General features: G+C 61.3%; 18 protein-coding genes and 1 pseudogene. 7 read left to right on the plus strand and 12 right to left on the minus strand.

Features of this window, described 5'->3' with window-relative positions; translation table 11 throughout:
* Positions 1–38: 38 nt before the first annotated feature.
* The 10 genes and pseudogenes from LHFGNBLO_RS17810 to LHFGNBLO_RS17855 all read right to left on the minus strand — a co-directional run.
* A pseudogene (locus tag LHFGNBLO_RS17810) lies at positions 39–203 on the minus strand (chorismate mutase); the annotation flags it as partial.
* Complete coding sequence (locus LHFGNBLO_RS17815; RefSeq protein WP_258609441.1) at positions 200–1,300, minus strand: 2-dehydropantoate 2-reductase; 1,101 nt, start codon at positions 1,298–1,300, stop codon at positions 200–202. The pseudogene LHFGNBLO_RS17810 and the gene LHFGNBLO_RS17815, both read right to left, overlap by 4 nt.
* A 240-nt stretch (positions 1,301–1,540) precedes the next feature.
* Complete coding sequence (locus tag LHFGNBLO_RS17820) at positions 1,541–2,122, minus strand: DUF3455 domain-containing protein (protein WP_258609442.1); 582 nt, start codon at positions 2,120–2,122, stop codon at positions 1,541–1,543.
* A 5-nt stretch (positions 2,123–2,127) separates the two neighbouring features.
* On the minus strand, positions 2,128–2,499 hold the full coding sequence (locus LHFGNBLO_RS17825; protein ID WP_258609443.1) for a hypothetical protein: 372 nt from the start codon (positions 2,497–2,499) through the stop codon (positions 2,128–2,130).
* Between the two features lie 190 nt (positions 2,500–2,689).
* Positions 2,690–2,860 carry a GMC oxidoreductase gene (locus LHFGNBLO_RS17830; RefSeq protein WP_258609444.1) on the minus strand — a complete coding sequence of 57 codons (171 nt, stop codon included), beginning with the start codon at positions 2,858–2,860 and terminating at the stop codon, positions 2,690–2,692.
* A 96-nt stretch (positions 2,861–2,956) separates the two neighbouring features.
* Positions 2,957–3,460, minus strand: a complete 504-nt coding sequence (locus LHFGNBLO_RS17835; protein ID WP_258609790.1) for an isoprenylcysteine carboxyl methyltransferase family protein — start codon at positions 3,458–3,460, stop codon at positions 2,957–2,959.
* Complete coding sequence (locus LHFGNBLO_RS17840) at positions 3,457–4,509, minus strand: type III polyketide synthase (protein WP_258609445.1); 1,053 nt, start codon at positions 4,507–4,509, stop codon at positions 3,457–3,459. The genes LHFGNBLO_RS17835 and LHFGNBLO_RS17840 overlap by 4 nt, the downstream gene beginning before the upstream one ends.
* Positions 4,510–4,684: 175 nt before the next feature.
* A complete protein-coding gene (locus tag LHFGNBLO_RS17845) occupies positions 4,685–5,632 on the minus strand; it encodes a helix-turn-helix domain-containing protein (protein ID WP_258609447.1) in 948 nt (315 codons plus the stop codon).
* A gap of 217 nt (positions 5,633–5,849) precedes the next feature.
* Positions 5,850–6,629, minus strand: coding sequence for an alpha/beta fold hydrolase (locus tag LHFGNBLO_RS17850; protein WP_258609792.1), 780 nt, complete (start codon positions 6,627–6,629; stop codon positions 5,850–5,852).
* 366 nt (positions 6,630–6,995) lie between these two features.
* On the minus strand, positions 6,996–7,916 hold the full coding sequence (locus tag LHFGNBLO_RS17855) for a LysR family transcriptional regulator (RefSeq protein ID WP_258609449.1): 921 nt from the start codon (positions 7,914–7,916) through the stop codon (positions 6,996–6,998).
* A 184-nt stretch (positions 7,917–8,100) separates the two neighbouring features.
* On the opposite strand from LHFGNBLO_RS17855, the gene LHFGNBLO_RS17860 reads away from it, so the two are divergent.
* Both LHFGNBLO_RS17860 and LHFGNBLO_RS17865 read left to right on the plus strand, forming a co-directional pair.
* Positions 8,101–9,381: a serine hydrolase domain-containing protein gene (locus tag LHFGNBLO_RS17860; RefSeq protein WP_258609451.1), complete on the plus strand. Its 1,281-nt coding sequence runs from the start codon at positions 8,101–8,103 to the stop codon at positions 9,379–9,381.
* Positions 9,382–9,417: 36 nt separating this feature from the next.
* Positions 9,418–10,299 carry an NmrA family NAD(P)-binding protein gene (locus LHFGNBLO_RS17865; RefSeq protein ID WP_258609453.1) on the plus strand — a complete coding sequence of 294 codons (882 nt, stop codon included), beginning with the start codon at positions 9,418–9,420 and terminating at the stop codon, positions 10,297–10,299.
* A 968-nt stretch (positions 10,300–11,267) separates the two neighbouring features.
* Here the strand turns inward: LHFGNBLO_RS17865 and LHFGNBLO_RS17870 are convergent.
* Positions 11,268–11,918: a GntR family transcriptional regulator gene (locus LHFGNBLO_RS17870; protein WP_258609455.1), complete on the minus strand. Its 651-nt coding sequence runs from the start codon at positions 11,916–11,918 to the stop codon at positions 11,268–11,270.
* Between the two features lie 192 nt (positions 11,919–12,110).
* Here LHFGNBLO_RS17870 and LHFGNBLO_RS17875 point away from each other — a divergent pair, with 192 nt between their 5' ends.
* The 3 genes from LHFGNBLO_RS17875 to LHFGNBLO_RS17885 all read left to right on the plus strand — a co-directional run bounded on the left by LHFGNBLO_RS17875 (position 12,111) and on the right by LHFGNBLO_RS17885 (position 16,498).
* Complete coding sequence (locus LHFGNBLO_RS17875; protein ID WP_258609457.1) at positions 12,111–13,499, plus strand: malonyl-CoA decarboxylase; 1,389 nt, start codon at positions 12,111–12,113, stop codon at positions 13,497–13,499.
* Positions 13,500–13,520: 21 nt separating this feature from the next.
* On the plus strand, positions 13,521–15,041 hold the full coding sequence (locus LHFGNBLO_RS17880) for a malonate--CoA ligase (protein ID WP_258609459.1): 1,521 nt from the start codon (positions 13,521–13,523) through the stop codon (positions 15,039–15,041).
* Positions 15,042–15,148: 107 nt separating this feature from the next.
* Positions 15,149–16,498 carry an SLC13 family permease gene (locus tag LHFGNBLO_RS17885; RefSeq protein ID WP_258609461.1) on the plus strand — a complete coding sequence of 450 codons (1,350 nt, stop codon included), beginning with the start codon at positions 15,149–15,151 and terminating at the stop codon, positions 16,496–16,498.
* A gap of 103 nt (positions 16,499–16,601) precedes the next feature.
* On the opposite strand, the gene LHFGNBLO_RS17890 is transcribed toward LHFGNBLO_RS17885, so the two are convergent.
* Positions 16,602–16,748: a hypothetical protein gene (locus LHFGNBLO_RS17890; protein WP_258609462.1), complete on the minus strand. Its 147-nt coding sequence runs from the start codon at positions 16,746–16,748 to the stop codon at positions 16,602–16,604.
* Between the two features lie 83 nt (positions 16,749–16,831).
* Here LHFGNBLO_RS17890 and LHFGNBLO_RS17895 point away from each other — a divergent pair, with 83 nt between their 5' ends.
* Both LHFGNBLO_RS17895 and LHFGNBLO_RS17900 read left to right on the plus strand, forming a co-directional pair.
* Positions 16,832–17,221, plus strand: coding sequence for a VOC family protein (locus LHFGNBLO_RS17895; RefSeq protein WP_258609464.1), 390 nt, complete (start codon positions 16,832–16,834; stop codon positions 17,219–17,221).
* 139 nt (positions 17,222–17,360) lie between these two features.
* Entirely contained in the window at positions 17,361–19,127 is a 1,767-nt protein-coding gene (locus LHFGNBLO_RS17900) for an ABC transporter substrate-binding protein (protein ID WP_258609466.1), read from the plus strand.
* Positions 19,128–19,146 lie beyond the last annotated feature (19 nt).

Here is a 19,146-nt window from a genome sequence, read left to right on the forward strand (position 1 = left end):
CAGATGGAGTAGGTTCGCGCGCAGGCTGCCAGTACATCTTCGGCCGCCAGTAGGTCATGCGTCGCCTTCAGCAGGCCGCTTGCCTTGGTGCAGCGAAAGCGCTCGGCCAGCATGTGGACGAGGGCCGCGTCGATGTTGTCAATCGAGACGCGATAGTCGGCCAGAATGCTAGTCACGTTGGCTATGACTTTTTCCTCGTTCATCGCGCCGTCACTTCTTCTTGCCGAGGCCGGGCACCCCGCGCCTCAGTGCGGCTTTGGGTCGGATGCTGCTGCACCAGGGAGAATTGATCAGCGCCTCTGACGGAACTGTCGTCGACCAACCCAAGACTGTTTGCCCGCAAGCGGGCCAGGCCTAGCACACCGTCGATGAATGGCGTCGGCACGCCGACAAGCAGTCCGATGTCATGGAGAACTGTCAGCAATGCATCGATCTCGACAGGCTTGCCGTGTTCGAGGTCCTGCAGCATCGACATCTTGAACGCGCCGAGCCCCCGGATATTTCCAACTATCTTCTCGATGGGAGGGCTGTCCGACACGCCGATCGCAGCGCCGATCCGTCCTGCCTCTTCCATCATCGAGACACAAAGCCGGCGAAGCAGTGGATCGTCGATGATGCGATCGGAAGTCGCCGTGGTCAGCAGACTGATAGGGTTCATGCAAAGATTCGCCCAAAGCTTGAGCCAGACTTCGTGGCGGATTTCCGGGCTTTCCCGGCAATCGAAACCCGCTCGACGAAGCCAGTCGGCAAGATCTGCCAACCGAGGCGTCAGCCGGTTGTCGGGCTCGCCAACAACAAGCCGGTGACCGCTTTGGTGGCGAATGACACCGGGCTCGTCGGCAGAGGCAGCGATGTAAACGACGCAGCCGATCACGCCGCTGGTCGGTATGGCCCGAGCTATTGTGCCGTCCGGATCGACGGCCGTGAGTTGTCGTCCTGCGAAACTGCCCTTGGCATTGAGGAAGAACCACCAGGGCACACCGTTCATTGCGGTGACGACAGCCGTTTTGGGGCCAAGCAATGGCCCAACACGCCGCGCAATGTCCGGCATTGAAGGCGCCTTCGCCGCGATAATCACATAGTCTTGCACTCCAAGCTCTGACGGATCTTCGCTGACCTGGATGGGCGTCTGCAACATTTCGCCATCGATTATGAGCCGTAGCCCGTCACGCTTCAGAGCCGCGAGAGTGCGACCTCGCGCAACCATGCTCACCGTCGCGCCGCATCGCGTGAGAAGAGCAGCGATCGTACCGCCGATGGCACCAGCGCCGAAGATGCAGAATTTGGGTGAAGCAGACATGAATGGCTCTCTTCTGCTGTGGGCTGTTCAGGCGTCAGGGGTGGGCTATCCGGACCGAATTGCGGAAAGCGGATGGTGTCACGTCAATGACGCGATCAAATGAGACTAGATCGCCAGTGAAAAGGCGTCGTGAGCCCACCGCGCACTCTCACTCGTACGAGCGCGCACTGCGCGACGCTGGCACGCTTGTCTGCCGGAGTTCGAAACGGCGTCGAGCCAGCCCAAAGCCGGCGAAACTGATCATTTGTAAAAGACGTAGTCTGCAGTGTAGTCGACGCGCTGTTCTTGTCCGACCATCGGACATGCACCGGTCGGCCCGACTCCGCCGGAGGTGTTGACCCGTTGGACAAAACGCACGCCGGCAAGTACCCCCGACACCGTGGATTCCGTCGACAAAAGCAGCCAGGGAATTGCGTCCGCCTTCGGAGCGGGCTCGTCTGCTAAAACCTTGCCGACGATCTTCGAGCCATCGGGCGCTTCCCAGGTTGGTCCGGCATAGTGTTTGGCGAACGGCACGCCCTGTGCGTCGAGAAGCTCGGCTTCGGGCGCCTTGAAGTCCCATTCGTTTGCGTCCTCTTTGACGCGGCAGACGTAGATCTGAACGCCCTTGGCCGGGTACTTGCCTAGCAGCGTGCCCCCTTGCGGAAGTGCAAGCTTGGCAGGGATCTCTTGAGCGGCCGCTGAAGCCGCAAAAAGCACAAGAGCAGCGAAAGCGAATGGCAAGCGGGTGAGCATGGAGTTTTCAATCCGGTGAGCGACAATGTGGCCTCTTTCAATCCGGTCCCTGCACCGTGCGGGGCCGGATTGAATGAGGTTAGCCAAGTGGATCACGAGCAGTTGTGGTGAACCCCATACCACCCGCCATATGCACCACTGGCAGGACCGTAGGAACAGAACGGGCCGAACCCAAAAAAGGCGTTTGCGTTGTCATGCCTGCGGAAACCACCGGAGCGGCGCCCATGATCGAAGCCATGATTGCCGCTTACGCTGCGGCCGCCGTCGGAGCCGTTTCCACGGTTCATGATGGACGGGGTACCGCCGCCACCATGACCGCCACTGAAGGCGCTGGCGCCATGGCTGGTCATGCCACCGCCGCCATGACCGCCCATGCCGCCGCGAGCCATCGACGCCGTCGCAGAGCCAACCGCCAAGGCAGCGCCCAATACGATCGTCGCAAGGATTGCCGTTGAGTTTTTCATAATACACTCCTTCTAGGTTAAGGCATCCGGCCGGTCTCCCGGCCACGGGCGCGGCTCTTTGGACGGATAGTGCTGTCCTCGTCGCGCTGGATCAGATGCTGGGAAGAAGTTAGATCGGTGGAGGTTCGACGTCGTGAGCCGGCGGCGCACTATCACCGGTCCCAACGCGTACTTGGCTCTGGCGTCAGCGCTACGAACCGGCGCTGATCATGCTGGCGGCCTGTTCTGCGATAACCAGGGTCGGCGCCAGCGTATGGCCGGTCGTGATATTCGGCATCACCGAATTGTCGGCCACCCTCGGGTTCGAGATGCCATGCACCCGAACCATCGGGTCGACGACCGCATGCTTGCCAAGACCCATGCGCACGTTCCGACCGGGTGGTTGTAGCTATCCACGGCGCGCCTGATGAAACCCCGCAGTTCGTGCTCCTGGTCGGGTCATGGTGTTTCCTCCCGCTCAAGGAATGGCATTCAAGGTGGCGAGGGCCCTGTTCTCGGCCTTCAACCGAATGATCAGGACCATCGCGTTCAGGACGGAGAAGCCGACCGCATAGGCAGACAGGCCGAAGGCGAGCGGCAGCGCCGCGATCTCGACGACGACGATGGCGTAGTTCGGGTGGTGCAGATACCGGTAGGGGCCGGTAGTGACGAGCGGAGCGCCCGGCAGGACAATGATGCGCGTCGTCCAGCGCGTCTTCAGCGTCGCCAGCACCCACAACCGCGCGACCTGCGCCACGGCAAACACCGCGAACCAGAACGCCTCTATCGGCAGCGTCGGCGCAAGCACCCACAAGCCCATCAGCCACGTTGCGTGCAGCGCGACCAAGTAGATGTAGTGCTCCGGCGCAACCTCGTGCGCGCCGCGAGCCAGAAGCTGTGCCGTGTTACGCCGGGAATGGATGAGTTCGGCGAGACGCTGCAGCGTCACAAAGCCAAGGAGCGCGATGGAGGTCCACATCAGGCCGCCCTTTTCAAGGTGACGCAGCTTGCCGAGAACCCCGGTCCCATGGCGATCATCGCCGATCGTTCCGGCAGACCGGCGCGAATGGCTCGGTCGAGTACGAAAAGCACGGTGGGCGAGGACATGTTGCCGTATTCGGCGAGAACCTGGCGTTCGTCGTTGAGCGTGCCTTGCCCGAGAGACAGTGCGCCTTCCAGCGCATCGAGCACCTTGGCGCCACCGGGATGGCAGATGAAGCGGTCGATGTCGGCCGCGCCCAGCCCGTTATGGGAGAGCATTTCGGCGATGACCGGTCCGATCCGTGAGCTGACAAAATGCGGCAACGACTGCGCCAGTACGATGCCCAGTCCCGGGTCGTCGACCCTCCATCCCATGATGTCGAGCGTATCGGGGAAAAGATGCTCGCCTGTGAATTCCACGCTCGCCATGCCACCCCCGCCGGCAGTGAGGACGCAGGCGGCGGCGCCATCGCCGAACAAGGCCGACGCGACGACATTGACGTTGGTCGGCTCATCGAGCCGGAAGGCGAGCGAGCAGAGTTCGATCGCCACCAGGAGAACCCTCGCGCCGGGCCGGCCCGCGGCAAGGCGCGACGCGATGGAGAAGCCGGAAACACCGCCGGCGCAGCCGAGACCGAAGACGGGAACGCGCTCTATGTCCGGACGAAAACCCATTTCACTGGCGACGCGGGCTTCGATGCTGGGGACGGAGAATCCGGTCGACGACACCGTAACGACGCTGTCGATGTCCTCGGCCTCGAGCCCCGCCTGCCGGATCGCCCGCGTCGCCGCATCCACGAAGAGCCGGCTTGCGCCCTCGACATAGGCCTGCATGCGCTCTGCCCAGCCATGCGGCTCCACGAACCATGACAGTGGCTGCGTCATATGCCGCTCGCGTATTCCGGAATTGCTGAAGATGGGGGCGAGATGCCGAAATCCCTTTATCCTGTCTGAGAAGAGGGTCTCGGCCAGGGCGGCGGCATCCGCTTGCCGGATGACGTTGTCCGGCACCGCCAGGCCAAGGCCTGAAAGATAGACTATCGTGTTCAAGGCCGTGCTCCCGGTCATTGTGGACGACGGGAAGAACACGCCACGCCGATTGCGATGGCACCGCCGGCGGTTCTCGATCCGCATGCGAGGACGTTAAATCGCGCGAGGCTGGACGTCGTGAGCCGATGGCGCACTTTCACCGGTACCGGCGCGCACTGCTCTATCGGCAGTGGGATCAGGTTTCTTTCGAACGGGCGCCTGGGGCGTGGCCAAAGCGATGACGAAATTTTCGTGCGAAATGCGTGTAGTCACGAAAGCCGCAGGCGTAAGCGATCTCGCTGAGAGGCTGGCTTGTTCGCAGCGACGCCCGGCGCTGCACAAGGCGCTCGGCGTGAGCCAGACGAAGCGCAAATATCAGTTCACTGCAGGTCGAGCCGCGCTCCGTGAAGAGCTTCTGAAGATAGCGTAGCGATATCCCCATTTCCGCCGCCACCTCGTTGGGTCCGAAATCCGGATCGGCAAAGCCGTCCCTGATGATGCCCTGGATGCGCCTGAACAGCGTGTCCGAATGACGTGAGCCGAGCGACAGTTCGGACGGCGCGAACAGCGCGCCAACAAGATCATAGACTGCCAGCTGCATATAGGAATCGGCCGGTGACAAGGCTGACCCTTCGGTTTGATCGGCATCCCGAAGAAGGTTGAAGAGCAACCGTCCGGGAGACGTTCCGCCGCGCCGGTAGAGCCCGCCCTGCGGCTCGAATCCGAGATGGGACACGAGGGACTGGCGTGGCAGATCAAGAGTCACAGTGCTCCATGCTTCGCCCCCGCTGCTGGCGATGTATGTCGCTGGCCGAGCCGCATCGACGAATGCAACATCGCCCACGGCAAGTTGCACGGTTTGAGCGTTGTGGCTCACCACCGATCGGCCAGCGACCTGAAAGAGTACGAAGTAATGGTCTGCGCTATCGAGGCGAGTATCCTGATAGGTCCGCTCGATCCGCTCAGCATTGCAACCAATATCCAGCGCCGCGAATCCAGATACGCTCATGGGGCGCACCCAACCGGCAAAGGCGTCGGGTTCGGTACCTTCAGGGTTGTACCGCCCACACAGGGCGCGGAGAGTGTCTCTCCACGCCTCGAAATTCAATTGGGGCGATCCGATAAAATCGTCGCTCTGAAGCATCCTGGCGTCCAATCTAAATGGCTTGTGGTCTCAAGAGACTTGGTTGAGGCCGCCCGGCGAACTATCTGGTGGCACCGGCGGAATCTTCCAGTCGTTCAATATGGCGGCGCGACCAGAGGCCGCAGTGCAGCCGGACAGTCGGCCTGAGGTCCAAGCATTCGGAACAAGCCGACCCTGGGGCGGCTGATTTCATGCCGCCCAGACCGAGCCAACCGCTCTAGCTCAGCTGCCCCGCGGCTTCAGAGATCAGCTGGGTGATCGCTTCGGGATGGGAGATCAGCGACAAATGGCTGGCCTTTACCTCGATGGTCTTTGCGTTCATGCGCTTTGCCATGAAGCGCTCGAGATCCGGATTGATCGTGCGATCCTCGCTCGAGACGGCATACCAGCTTGGCTTCGAGCGCCAGGCCGCTTGCGTTGTCTTTCCGGTGAAGAGCTTGTCCGAGATCGGCCCCTGGACGGCATAGAGGATGCGCGCCTTGTCGCGAGGAATGCCGCCGGCGAAATCCCGTAGGAAGGCCTCCTCGCTGAGCTTGCCATAGCCTTCGGACCAGACAAGGCCGGAGGAGGCGGGTGGCGCTGCAAAAGTCTTGGCGAGCGCCGTGTAGTCTTCGCCTGCATCCGGAGCGCGCGCCGCGACATAGACGAGCGAGGAAACCTTTGGATCCATCCCTGCCTCGGTGACGATCATGCCGGCAAAGGAGTGCCCGACAAGGACCGTCGGTCCATCCTGGAGCGCGATTGCACGGCGCGTTGCCTCGATGCCTGCCTCCAGCGTGGTCAGCGGGTGTTGGACGACAGTGGCGTTGAAGCCGGCCTGATCCAGGTGGCCAACCACTTCCGACCAGCACGAGCCATCCGCATAGGCGCCATGGACCAGCACGACATTGCGAACCTTGGGGCCTGTCTGCGCTCGCGTCTTGTGGGAGCCGGCCAGTATACTCGCAGCCGCCCCAGCGACGAGCGCGGTGGAGAAAGTACGCCTATTCATCATGATCGTTTGTTCCTTGGGAGGTTGGCAGATTCGCGCCGAAACTTCAGGCGAGAGGCGCCGCAAATGCTTCACACGGCGCTCACCTCCAGTCTTCGCAGTCCACCCAGCCTTCGTTACAGGCGTCACCGTTTCGTGATCGCGCGCCTCGGGCTCTCGCGGGGGGCACATGCTCGCAGGACTGACTGTGGGGTGGGAGCCACGGGGCGCGCGGAAGTTCGTCATTCGAGGCTGCTGCCAAAGGATTGACTGCCGAGGCACGCCGACATTCGTCCAAGCGGTGCGTTCAATCGGCCCGATGGTGCGAACTGCTGGCATTGTGGCGCCGAACTCGGCCCAACCCGATCTGCCGCGCGGCAAGGGTGGTGCGCCTCAATGATGGAATGGAGGGGCTTCGTTGCTGGCAATCTCCTGGATGAAATCCAGAAGCGCTCGGACTTTCGCAGGTGGGAGGTGGCGCGAGGGATGATAGGCATAAAGTGGATAGAGTTCTTCCGACCATTCCGGCAGGATCTGAACAAGCTCGCCTCGCGACAGGATTGGCGCCAAGCCAATCGCGAGGCTTTGGAAAATGCCTTGACCGGCCAGACAAGCGGCCATTGCTACCGAAGGGTCATCCATTACCAGGCGATTGGAGACCTTGACTTGGTTGGCCTCTCCGCTGCGCCGGAACTCCCAGGGAAAGGGCAGGCCGGTCTGCGGATCTCGAAAGAGGAGCGCTTCGTGATGGACGAGGTCATGGGGTGATCGCGGCTCGCCGTGTTTTTCGAGATAGGCCGGAGCGGCGACCGTCAGAACACGGGTCTCCAGCAGCTTGCGCACGATCAGGGATGAGGGGTCGGGCGGGCCGAAGCGCACCGCCACGTCGACGCCGGCCATCATCTCCTCACGGTAGTTGCTGGTGGACAGATCGACCGAAAGCAATGGGTAGCGGACCAGAAACTCCTGAAGCTTCGATGCAAGCACCATACGTGCGAACCACGGGTCCACCGATACGCGCAGCCGGCCGCGCACAACCACCGCCGCGCCTGCAGCCTCGGCGGCAGCCTCATCCAGGCCAGCGAGAAGCGGCATCACCTGCGTGTGGAAGCGGCGTCCTTCCTCGGTGAGGCTCACTTCGCGCGGATTGCGGTCGAAAAGCCGCACGCCGACCCGCGCCTCCAGACGCGCGACGGCCCGGCTCACCCCCGACGGCGTCAGGCCGAGCATCTCGGCGGCGCGGGCAAAATTCCCGGCCTCCGTCACCGCTGCCATGACGCCGACTCCAGTCAGAAGCCGGGTGTCGAAAGCCATTCGATCTCCCTTCGCTCCGCACTTCTCCACGGGCACCTCATTGGAGGTGAAGTGCAGTGATTTTGAATCACTATAGCATTGACTTTAATGCGCGTGAATCACGACGTGGCACCGCTTACAACACCGACGTCAAGCGACACCGGAGACGAGTGGCCGGTTGCTTCGATCGAGAAAGGAGTTAGCCATGAACCACCTGACACGCAGAACCATGCTTCAGCGGGGGGGAATGCTGGGGGCCATTCTGGCTCTCGATGCGGTCAGCCCCGCCTTGGCCGGGACCATGCCAGTCGCCTCGTCAGAAACATTCAAGGCGATCGACGCCGCCTTGCACGCAGCAGTCTCAAAGAACGACCTGGCCGGTGTTATCGCCGTCGCGGCCACGCCGAAAGGCATGGTCTACGAGGGTGCCTTCGGCAAGGCGAACGTAGCAACAGGCGCACCGATGACGCTCGACACGGTGTTCTGGCTGCTGTCGATGACCAAGGCCTTCACGGCGACGGCTTGCATGCAGTTGGTCGAGCAGGGTCGCCTGCATCTGGACGACGACGCGGCGAAATACCTTCCTGAACTGGCCTCTCCGCAGGTCCTCGACGGATTCGCCGAGGATGGAACACCGCGACTGCGGCCGGCCAAGCGCGCGATCAAGGTGCGCCATCTGCTGACGCATACCTCTGGTTACACCTACTCGATCTGGAGCGAGGCTCTGACCCGCTACGAGAAGGTGACGGGCATGCCCGACATCGCGACCTGCAGGAACGCCGCCTTCACCGCGCCGCTCGAGTTCGAGCCTGGCGAGCGGTGGGAATACGGCATCAGCATGGACTGGGTAGGCAAGCTGGTGGAAGCGGTGTCGGACCAATCGCTCGAGATCTATTTCCGCGAAAACATCTTCGCGCCGCTCGGCATGGAGGATTCAGGCTTCCTGATCGGGACCGAGCAGAAGCGGCGCGTCGCGACCTTCCACAACCGCCGCGCCGATGGCGGGCTGGAGCCGGCCCCCTTCGAGATGCCGCAGCGGCCGGAGTTCTTCATGGGCGGCGGCGGCGCTTTCTCGACGCCGCGGGACTACATGGCCTTTCTGCAGGCGCTGCTGAACGGGGGCGTGTTGCATGGTGTCCGCATCCTGCGTCCAGAGACGGTCGCCATGATGATGCAGAACCAGATCGGCGAGCTGAACGTCCAGGAGATGCGCTCGGCGCAACCGTCCTATTCCCGCAGCTTCGACCAGTTCCCGGGACAACCGCATAAATGGGGCCTGTCCTTCGACATCAACATGCAGCCGGGGCCGAACGGACGCTCCGCCGGCAGCATCTCCTGGGCAGGTCTGCTCAACTGTTACTTCTGGCTCGACCCGGTGAAGCACGTCACCGGCGCGCTCTTCACCCAGGTCTTGCCCTTCTACGACGAGCGGGTTGTCGCGCTCTACGGCGCGTTCGAGCGCGGCCTCTATGCCGGGCTCGCCTGAGCCCACGCGATCGACATCAACATCAGGAGAACCATCATGTACGCAATCACCGGAATCACGGGCAAGGTCGGCGGCGCGCTTGCGCGCAGCCTCCTCGCCGAAGGACTGCCCGTCCGCGCCGTTCTGCGCGACGAGGCCAAGGCAGCGGAGTTGAGAACCCGGGGCTGTGACGTCGCCCTGGCCGAGATGGACGATGCGGCAAGCCTAACTGCGGCCTTCCGGGGTGCCACGGGCGTCTTCATCCTGCCGCCCTCCGAGTTCGATCCGGAGCCCGGCTTTCCCGAGGCCAGGCGCGTCATCGCGGCCGTGGCTGCGGCTTTGACCGAGGCGCGTCCCGGCAAGGTGGTCTGCTTGTCGACCATCGGCGCGGATGCGCCGCACGAGAACTTGCTGACCCAGCGCACGCTGATGGAACAGTCGCTGCAGGAGATTGGCCTTCCGGTCACCTTCCTGAGACCCGGCTGGTTTATGGAGAATGCGCTCTGGGACGTTCCCTCGGCGCGCGACGAAGGTGTGCTGCGCAGCTTCCTGCAGCCGGCACACAAGCCATTCGCGATGGTCGCGACGCAGGATGTCGGGCGCCAGGCAGCCACGCTTCTCCGGGAGGACTGGAGCGGAACGCGGGTGGTCGAGCTCGAGGGGCCTGTGCGCGTATCGCCGAACGATCTCGCCGGCGCCTTCGCCATGGTGCTGGAGCGCCCGGTCCGGGTCGAGACCGTGCCGCGCGAGAGCTGGGAGCAGATATTCCGCTCACAGGGAACGCGAAATCCGTTGCCTCGGATCCGGATGCTCGACGGCTTCAACGAGGGCTGGATCGAGTTCAGCGATCATGACCGATCGGCAGTCAAAGGCACGACGACGCTCGCCAACGTCATCGCCGAACTCGTCGAGGCGAGCCGGGCCACGGTAGCCGCCTGACAATCACGACTTGCCCCCATACGAAACGGTGGTCGCCGAGCGGCGCGAGGACCAGCCGCGCTTCGGCGAAACCATAACGTTTGTTTCCTGCCCACTCGAGCCCGAATCTCGAAGCCGCGGGCAGCGCGTCCGCTGATCTTTGATCATGCGTGCAATTTGAGATTATTGCGGCGTTAAGGTATCGAGCTGGCCCAGCCAGCCTAGCCATCGGCGCAAATTAGGTCAGCTAGAATGGATTTTTCGCCCGGCGCCGAACGGCTCGGAACTGGCTTGCAGATAAACGCAGATGGTTCGAGCCTTTGTGTCGACCGTCATCACCGAACGAGATCGTGTGGCCGACGCAGTGCAGTAACTGACGCTTCGATGACGCGCTCTCCTGTTTGATTTAATCCATTCAGCAACGCAGAACTAATTTCCCTGCTTGTCGGGGTAAATTCCCTGATCGCTTCGCAAGGGATATGATGTCTAATCCATTGAAATTGCCTTCCAATCTCCCTTCGAATCTGGGCAATTTCGCTGCTTTTCGCAAAGTTTCCCTGTTTTTTGCCGTTTATCAGGGAATTTGGTCGGAGACTGGTTCGCCACGGACTGTGTCCACCACCATATTGATATATATCAAAGACTTACCAGAAAACATTCACAGGAAGGTTTATTTATATCGGCTAAGTCATGAGGTTCGAAAGAAAACATTTTGGCCTTGCGCTGCGACCCTCCTTCTCATCGAAGACACACGTCACACCTAATACAGAAATTCTGGCGTCGAAAGGCCACTCAGCGATCCGTGCGGTGATCGGCGGCAACGACGTGCGAATGGGATGGTTTCAGCGACTGATCGAGAATGCCGCGACGGCAAAATACCTGGCGCGATATGCAACTCCCTGTGTCGATCTGTCATTGCGGCCTGGATATTTTGTCTTCTGCAGCGGCAAGTCGCATATTATTCAGCGTGGAACCACCGGACCGATCGCCTATCTGCTCGCCAGCGACGCCACAAGATCGCTGAAGCGTTCGCCCTGGATGCTGACGTGCTGGCGCAGGACAGTGCGCGCCCGCTCTGCGTCGCCGGCGAGGATTGCTTCCACGATCGCACCATGCTCGGCGAACGAGGTGGCAACGCGGTTGCGCACGCGAAGCTGGAGACGCCTGTAGGGCTGCAGACGGCGATGCAGCGCGACGCACTGCTCAGCCAGGAACCCGCTGTGGCTGGCAGCATAGATAGCTTTGTGGAAGCGTTCGTTGTCGTAATAGTACAGGTCGCTGTCGCCGGCCGAGGACGAACGCTCGCAATCTGCGTGCGCTGCCAGGATGGCTGTGCGATCGGCATCGGTGAATCGTCGCGCGGCGAGCGAACCGGCCAAACCTTCAAGCTCCGCCATCACCTCGAACATTTCGAAAATACGGTGTGGTCCCGGATCGATCACCACGGCACCCCGACGCGGGCGGATTTCCACCAGTCCGATTGCGTTTAATTGAATAAGCGCCTCGCGTACCGGTGTTCTCGACACACCGAAGCGCCTGGCCAATTGCACCTCGTCCAGGCGCGCGCCAGGCGCGAAGTCGTTCGAAATGATGCCGTTTTCGATTTCGTCACGTAGGCGTTGAACGACATTCTCCGACATCTATGGCTCCAAAAATACAATATGAGAAATCTTGTATGCAAGATAGTTGACATTGCGCACAAGAAAATTTAAGAACGATACCATAATAGGCAAGTCGCACACAATCGGCGGATGCAACCGAGCAGCAGCACGCGTCGAGAATGCGCAGGAATCTGCTTACGCCCATTTCGACTTTGACAGGAGGACTCCGACATGGCAGGCGTCTCGTTCTTCAGCGATATGGTGCAAAGCATCACCGACCGCGGCCGCAGGCTGCTTGCGGTGGGCGCGCGCAACGGGCCGGTCCAAGCCGAGACGAATATCGAGACACTCTGCGACATGCTTTTGTCGAGCAGGGGCGAAGCCTCGGGCATGGCACTGGCCGCCGAGATCCTTCAGCGCTGGACCCAGCTGGACGCGGCCGATCAGCAAGACTTCGTGCGCATACTGCACGAGCGGTTCGGCCCAGATCTCGCCAAGCTTGACAAAGCCATCGAGCGCTACCGCGGCGACAGGAGTTCGGACGCTGTCATTGAACTGCATCAAGCCGCCGAGCCACGTCGCCAGGAACTGGTACGCAGGCTCAACCTCGCCCCCAAAGGTACGGCAAGACTGGTGGAGATGCGCGAGCGCCTGCTGGCCATAAGGGATGAGACGGAACAGTTTCGCGCCGTCGATGCCGACTTCGCCCACCTGTTCGGCTCATGGTTCAACCGTGGTTTCCTGACCCTGCGTCCGATCGACTGGTCGACGCCAGCCGACATCCTGGAGAAGATTATCAGATACGAGGCTGTGCATGAGATCGCCGGCTGGGAGGAACTGCGGCGGAGACTGGTTCCAGCCGATCGCAGGTGCTTTGCGTTCTTCCACCCGCGTCTCGCAGACGATCCTCTGATTTTCGTTGAGGTTGCACTGACCAAGGCGATTCCCTCCTCCATCGCGGATGTGCTCGACGAAAACCGTTCCCTGATCAGAGCCCAGGACGCCACCACCGCTGTCTTCTATTCGATATCCAACTGCCAGGAGGGACTGCGCGGCATCTCTTTCGGGAATTTTCTTATCAAGCAGGTGGTCGAGGATCTGCGTCGCGACCTGCCGGGTTTGAAGACCTTCGTGACGCTGTCTCCGGCGCCGGGGTTCGCCGGCTGGCTGGCGAGGCTGCGCAAGACGGCTGATCCTGGCCTCGATGATCAGGCCCTCGAGACGCTCGAACTGCTGGACGATCCGACCTGGGCGGACAATCCGCAGAAGGCACGGGTCGTCGAAGATGTGCTCGTCCCGCTCGCTGCACGCTATTTCGTCAAGGAACGCGCCAGCGGCAGGCGGGCGGTCGATCCGGTGGCCCGTTTTCACTTGGGCAATGGCGCACGTCTCGAACGGCTGAACTTCCTCGCCGACCGCTCTGCCAAGGCCATGCGGCAATCCCACGGCCTGATGGTCAACTATCTTTACAAGCTGGACGACATCGAGGCGAACCATGAAGCCTTGGCACAACATGGCGAGGTCGCTGCTTCGCCGGAGGTAAAGAAACTGGCGGCAACCGCTTTGGCCGTAGCGGGAGTCGGCGGCGCGGCCCGCCCTAACGAAATGCAAAAGGCCTGATCGAAAATTGGGAGGAGTTCTATGAGCAATCACCTGTTCGACGCCATTCGAGCGCCCGCCGAAACCGGCGACGCCATTTTCGTCGAGACCATCGATGGCCGGCGTTGGACCTACGGGGATTCATTGCGCCTTTCCGGTCAGCTCGCCAGCGCTATCGACGTGCTTGGCGTTCGCCCTGGCGACCGCGTAGCGGTCCAGGTGGACAAGAGCCCGCTGGCTCTGATGCTCTACCTCGCATGCGTGCGTTGCGGGGCGGTCTATTTGCCGTTGAACACCGCCTACACACTGGCCGAACTGGATTATTTCATCGGTGACGCCGAACCGCGGCTCGTCGTCGTCTCATCGAAGGCTCGGGCCGAAGTCGAAAAGATCGCACATCGCCACGGTGCGATCGTCGAAACGCTCGATGTTGACGGCGCCGGATCGCTGATGGAATTGGCAAGGGAGGAGCCTGTCGATTTCGTCGACGCCGCGCGCGCGCCCGACGATCTCGCAGCGATCCTGTACACATCGGGCACCACCGGCCGTTCCAAGGGCGCAATGCTGACGCACGGCAATTTGTTGTCCAATGCGCTCGCGTTGCGCGAGTTCTGGCGCGTGACGAGAGCCGACCGGCTGATCCACGCGCTGCCGATCTTTCACACGCATGGGCTCTTCGTGGCGACCAACGTCACGCTCATCGCCGGCGCCTCGATGTTTCTGCTGCCAAAGTTCGAGCCGGATGAAATCCTTCCTCTGATGTCGCGGGCGACGCTGATGATGGGCGTGCCGACGTTCTATGTACGGCTGCTTCAGCACGAGGGCCTTAACCGCCACGCCGTTGCCAATATGCGGCTCTTCATATCAGGCTCGGCGCCGCTGCTTGCCGAAACGCACGCCGCATTCGAGCAGCGCACCGGTCACGCCATCCTCGAGCGCTACGGCATGACCGAGACCAACATGAATACCTCGAACCCTTATGACGGCGAGCGAAGGGCCGGAACAGTTGGCCTTGCACTCCCAGGCGTGTCGGTGAGGATCACCGATGCGGCCACGGGCGAGACGCTCGGGCCGGGCGAAACCGGCATGATCGAGATCAAGGGCCCGAACGTTTTCAAGGGCTACTGGCGGATGCCGGAAAAGACGGCGGCGGAGTTCACCAGGGACGGCTATTTCATCAGCGGCGACCTCGGCAAAATCGATGAGGCGGGCTATGTCCACATCGTCGGACGCGGCAAGGACCTGGTGATTTCCGGCGGCTACAACATCTATCCGAAGGAAGTCGAGAACGAGATCGACCAGCTCAATGGTGTCGCCGAGAGCGCGGTAATCGGCGTTGCGCACCCGGACTTCGGTGAGGGGGTGACGGCGATAGTGGTCCTCAGGTCCGGCGCCATACTGGACGAAAAGGCCGTGCTCAACGCGCTGCATGCCCGCCTCGCGCGCTACAAGCAGCCCAAACGGGTCATCTTCGTCGAGGACCTTCCGCGCAACGCTATGGGAAAGGTGCAGAAGAACCTCCTGCGCGACCGGTACAGTAACCTTTACATGCCCGCCTCCTAGGAGGCCACCACCCGCGTTGGTGCTTGGGAGCGAGACCGACGCAGGCTGATCTACCAACAGATGGAACAAGAACGGGCGCCTGAAGGCGTTTCCCGAGGGAGGAAGCTATGAATGTCCAGATTCTGTCGATCGCACTGCTGGCCGGCATGTTCGTGATCGCCACCATCCAGCCGATCAACATGGGCGCACTCGCCTTCGCCTGCGCTTTTGTGGTCGGCTCGCTCATCATGGCTATGAAGCCGGCGGAAATATTCGCCGGCTTCCCGAGCGACCTCTTCCTGACATTGGTCGGCATTACCTATCTGTTCGCCATCGCCCAGATCAATGGCACCATCGATTGGCTGGTCGAGGGGGCGGTCAAACTGGTGCGCGGACATGTGGCGTGGATTCCCTGGGTCATGTTCCTGGTCGCCGCCGTCATCACCGGCTTCGGTGCGCTCGGACCTGCAGCCGTCGCCATCCTGGCCCCGGTGGCGCTGGGTTTTGCGTTCCAGTATCGCATCAATCCGGTCATGATGGGATTGATGGTTATTCACGGTGCACAGGCGGGCGGCTTTTCGCCGATCAGCGTCTATGGCGGCATCACCAACCAGATCGTCGACAAGGCGGGGTTGCCGTTCGCGCCGACATCACTGTTTCTCTCCAGCTTCTTCTTCAACCTGGCTATCGCAGTTCTCGTCTTCTTCGTCTCCGGCGGCGCTAAGGTACTGCGCAAGCATTCGATCGCGTCGGGCCCGCTGCCCGACCTTCATCCCGAAGGCGTGACGCAGCCAATCGTCGGCCACGGCGGCACACCGGCCACGCCGATCAGCCATCACGTCTTCGAGGAGCAGACCAAGTACGTGTCGATACTTTCGAGCCTGACCACGGAGAAGCTGACGACGCTGGTCGGCCTCACGGCGCTCGCCATCGGCGCGCTCGTCTTCAAATTCAATGTCGGGCTGGTGGCGATCACTGTAGCGGTCGCCCTGGCGCTCCTCTCGCCGAAGACCCAGAAGGCGGCGATCGACAAGGTCAGCTGGTCGACGGTGCTGCTGATCGCCGGCATCATCACCTATGTCGGCGTCATGGAGAAGATCGGCACGATCGACTATGTCGCCAAAGGCATCTCCAGCCTCGGCATGCCGCTGCTTGTTGCTCTCCTCCTCTGCTTCACCGGCGCGATCGTGTCGGCGTTCGCCTCGTCCACCGCCTTGCTCGGCGCCATCATTCCGCTCGCCGTTCCGTTCTTGCTGCAGGGCCACATCAGCGCTATCGGGGTCGTGGCGGCAATCGCCATTTCAACGACCATCGTCGACACCAGCCCGTTCTCCACAAACGGTGCCCTTGTCGTCGCCAACGCGCAGGAATCCGAGCGCGACAGCGTGTTGCGGACATTGCTGATCTACAGCGCGCTCATCGCCATCATCGGCCCCATCATTGCCTGGCTGGTCTTCGTGGTCTCCGGACTGGTCTGAGTAAACCGCGTTTCCAGCTGAATCACCCGGTCCAGCCGCCGCCTGAGTTCAACTGTTTGGCTCTGTCGGAACGATACCGGACGATACGGGAAGACGTCTGATTTTAACCCATGAAAAACCCAATAAAATCAACGGTTTTCGTAGATCCTCGGGACGAATCGGAGGTCTGGCCGCCCGGCTCCGCTGCAAGCCAGGCGTTCTCGGCGCAGGGCTCGCCGCCGCCCGTAATCAGGGCGGTGATGGTTGTCATCGGAATTCAAAGTTCGATAGAAGGCCGGATGATCCAACTATATGCGGAGCCGGCTTTGTCCGCGCTTACATGAGGCCAATTCGATGTTTCTGGGAATCCATCACGTCGCAATCATCTGCAGTGACTATGAGATGTCGAAGCAGTTCTACACGAACAAGCTCGATTTCGTTGTTGCCGACGAAAATTGGCGCGCCGAAAGGCAATCTTGGAAGTGCGACTTGCGCCATGGGCCTGTGCAGATTGAGTTGTTCAGTTTTCCAGCACCACCGAGCCGGCCCACCAAGCCTGAGGCATGCGGATTGCGACACTTAGCATTCTCGGTCGACTCGGTTGAGGCGACCGCTCGGTTACTTCGGGCGCGAGGCGTCGAAGTTGAACCTATCCGGATAGATCCCTACACAGGACGTTCGTTTACCTTCATCACGGACCCTGACGGACTCCCTATTGAGCTCTACGAGGATGGGGCCCGATAGTCGGGAGATTGCGATGAGAAAGTACAAGCCCCAGAAACTCGATGGGAGTTTTCGGCGCCAACCGGCCAAGTTCCCGCTTTTTGCAAAAGCCGGAATTGCACTAGCTTAGACATCCGCCAGGCTTCGATCGGCGAGTAGTGTGGCTGATCCCGCGCGTTGGAATGCCAGACTACCAACTTGGTCTACCAGGGTGCCTTTCGCGCCGTTCGCCTGGCGGTGCATTGACTTGCGATACGGTCGATTAATTGCGTACAATACAAGTTGGTCAGCCTGTGCGTCTCTATCCAAGGAACGGGGGAGCAAAATGGCAAAGGGGCTTACTCGACGTAGCGTCATGATCAACGGGGTGGCTCTCACCGCCGCCTTCGCCACCGCTGGGGCATTAGCGACGGCATCTTCGGCAGAGGCGGAAGAGCAGATCGAATCGATCACCTGGGCGCTGCCCAGCATCCCCGACACGCTCTTGGTTCCACATGCTTGGCAGACCTATACGGGCGCGATCATGTCGCTCGTCCAGGAAGGACCGCTAGCCTTCGGCGACGATCTCGCTCTTAAGCCCGCATCGGCCGACAAGTGGGAGCAGGTTGATCCGACGACGATCAAGTATCATCTGCGCAGCGGCGTCAAATTTGGCGACGGAAGTCCACTCACGGCTGACGATATCGTCGCCACCTTCGAGTACCACATGCGCCCGGATTCCGGCTCGCAACTCGCCTCCTTCTACAGTTCGGTTGCGACCGTCGAGGCGACGGCTCCCGATGAGGTAACCGTCACATTGAAGGCGCCGAACGTCCAGTTCGCCTATACCGCCGGCCACATGGCGGGTTTCGTCTTCAAGAAAGAACAACTCGCGGACAAGAACATTGGAACGCCCGAGGTTCTGCCGCTGGGAACCGGCCCCTACAAGCTTGTTGAATTCGTCCCGACAGACCATGTCGTCCTGGAAGCTCGCAACGATTACTGGGGGCCGAAGCCAGTGGTCAAGCGGATCACCCTCCAGTCGATTCCAGACCGGCAGGCCCGGCTTCTCGCCATGCAGAACGGTGACATCGACGGCACCTTCGACCTCGCCATCTCCGACGTCGACCAGTGGAAGGCGCTCGGCAACATCGACATCGTCACCGCGCCGTCGCTCGGCATATTCACGCTCACTCTCGACCATTCGGCGCCGCCGTTCGACGATATCCATGTGCGCCGTGCGGTCGCCTATGCCGTGGACCGGGAAGGTTTGGTCAAGGCGCTCCTCAAGGGTAACGGCGAGGCGGCAACGGCATTGAACCCGCCCGAGATGTGGTCGGAAGTTCTGCCTCCCGAAGAGGTCCGTGCCTTCTACGCGGCCTTGCCGGGCTATCCGTTTGACCTGGCGAAGGCGAAGGCCGAGTTGGCTCAATCCGCCCATCCGGACGGCTTTGACGTCACCATCCCCGCACCGACCTCCGATCCTTATATGGTCAACATCATGCAGTCGGTGGTGGAGAACCTGAAGCAGATCGGTATCCGTGCAAGCATCCAGGAGGTCGACAATAACACCTGGCTCGCGCAGTACTTTCGGCACGAGAACCTTGGCATGCAGATCATGGCCTATTATCCGGACTTCGCCGACGCGGCCAACTACCCCTACCTGTTCTTCTCGAGTGCCACGGCAGTGAAGGATGGCATGAACGCCTCGAACTTCAAGAATGCAGAAGTCGATGCGTTCCTGAAGACCGCCAACGAGCAGGCCGACCCAAAAGCCCGTGCCGATGCGCTGAAGGGCGTGTTCAAGATCGCCAACGAGGACGTCGCGCTTGTGCCGATCTTCTGGCCTTACTCGGCGATGGCGATGAACAGTAAGTATAAGCTCACCGGCTACACCGCCTTCTGGTACAATATCCCGTGGGCGATCCGCGGTTTTGGCCTCAAGTAAGGACCTCAAGTAAGGATTT

The organism is Mesorhizobium sp. AR10, assembly GCF_024746795.1.
In the GTDB taxonomy this organism is placed as follows: domain Bacteria; phylum Pseudomonadota; class Alphaproteobacteria; order Rhizobiales; family Rhizobiaceae; genus Mesorhizobium.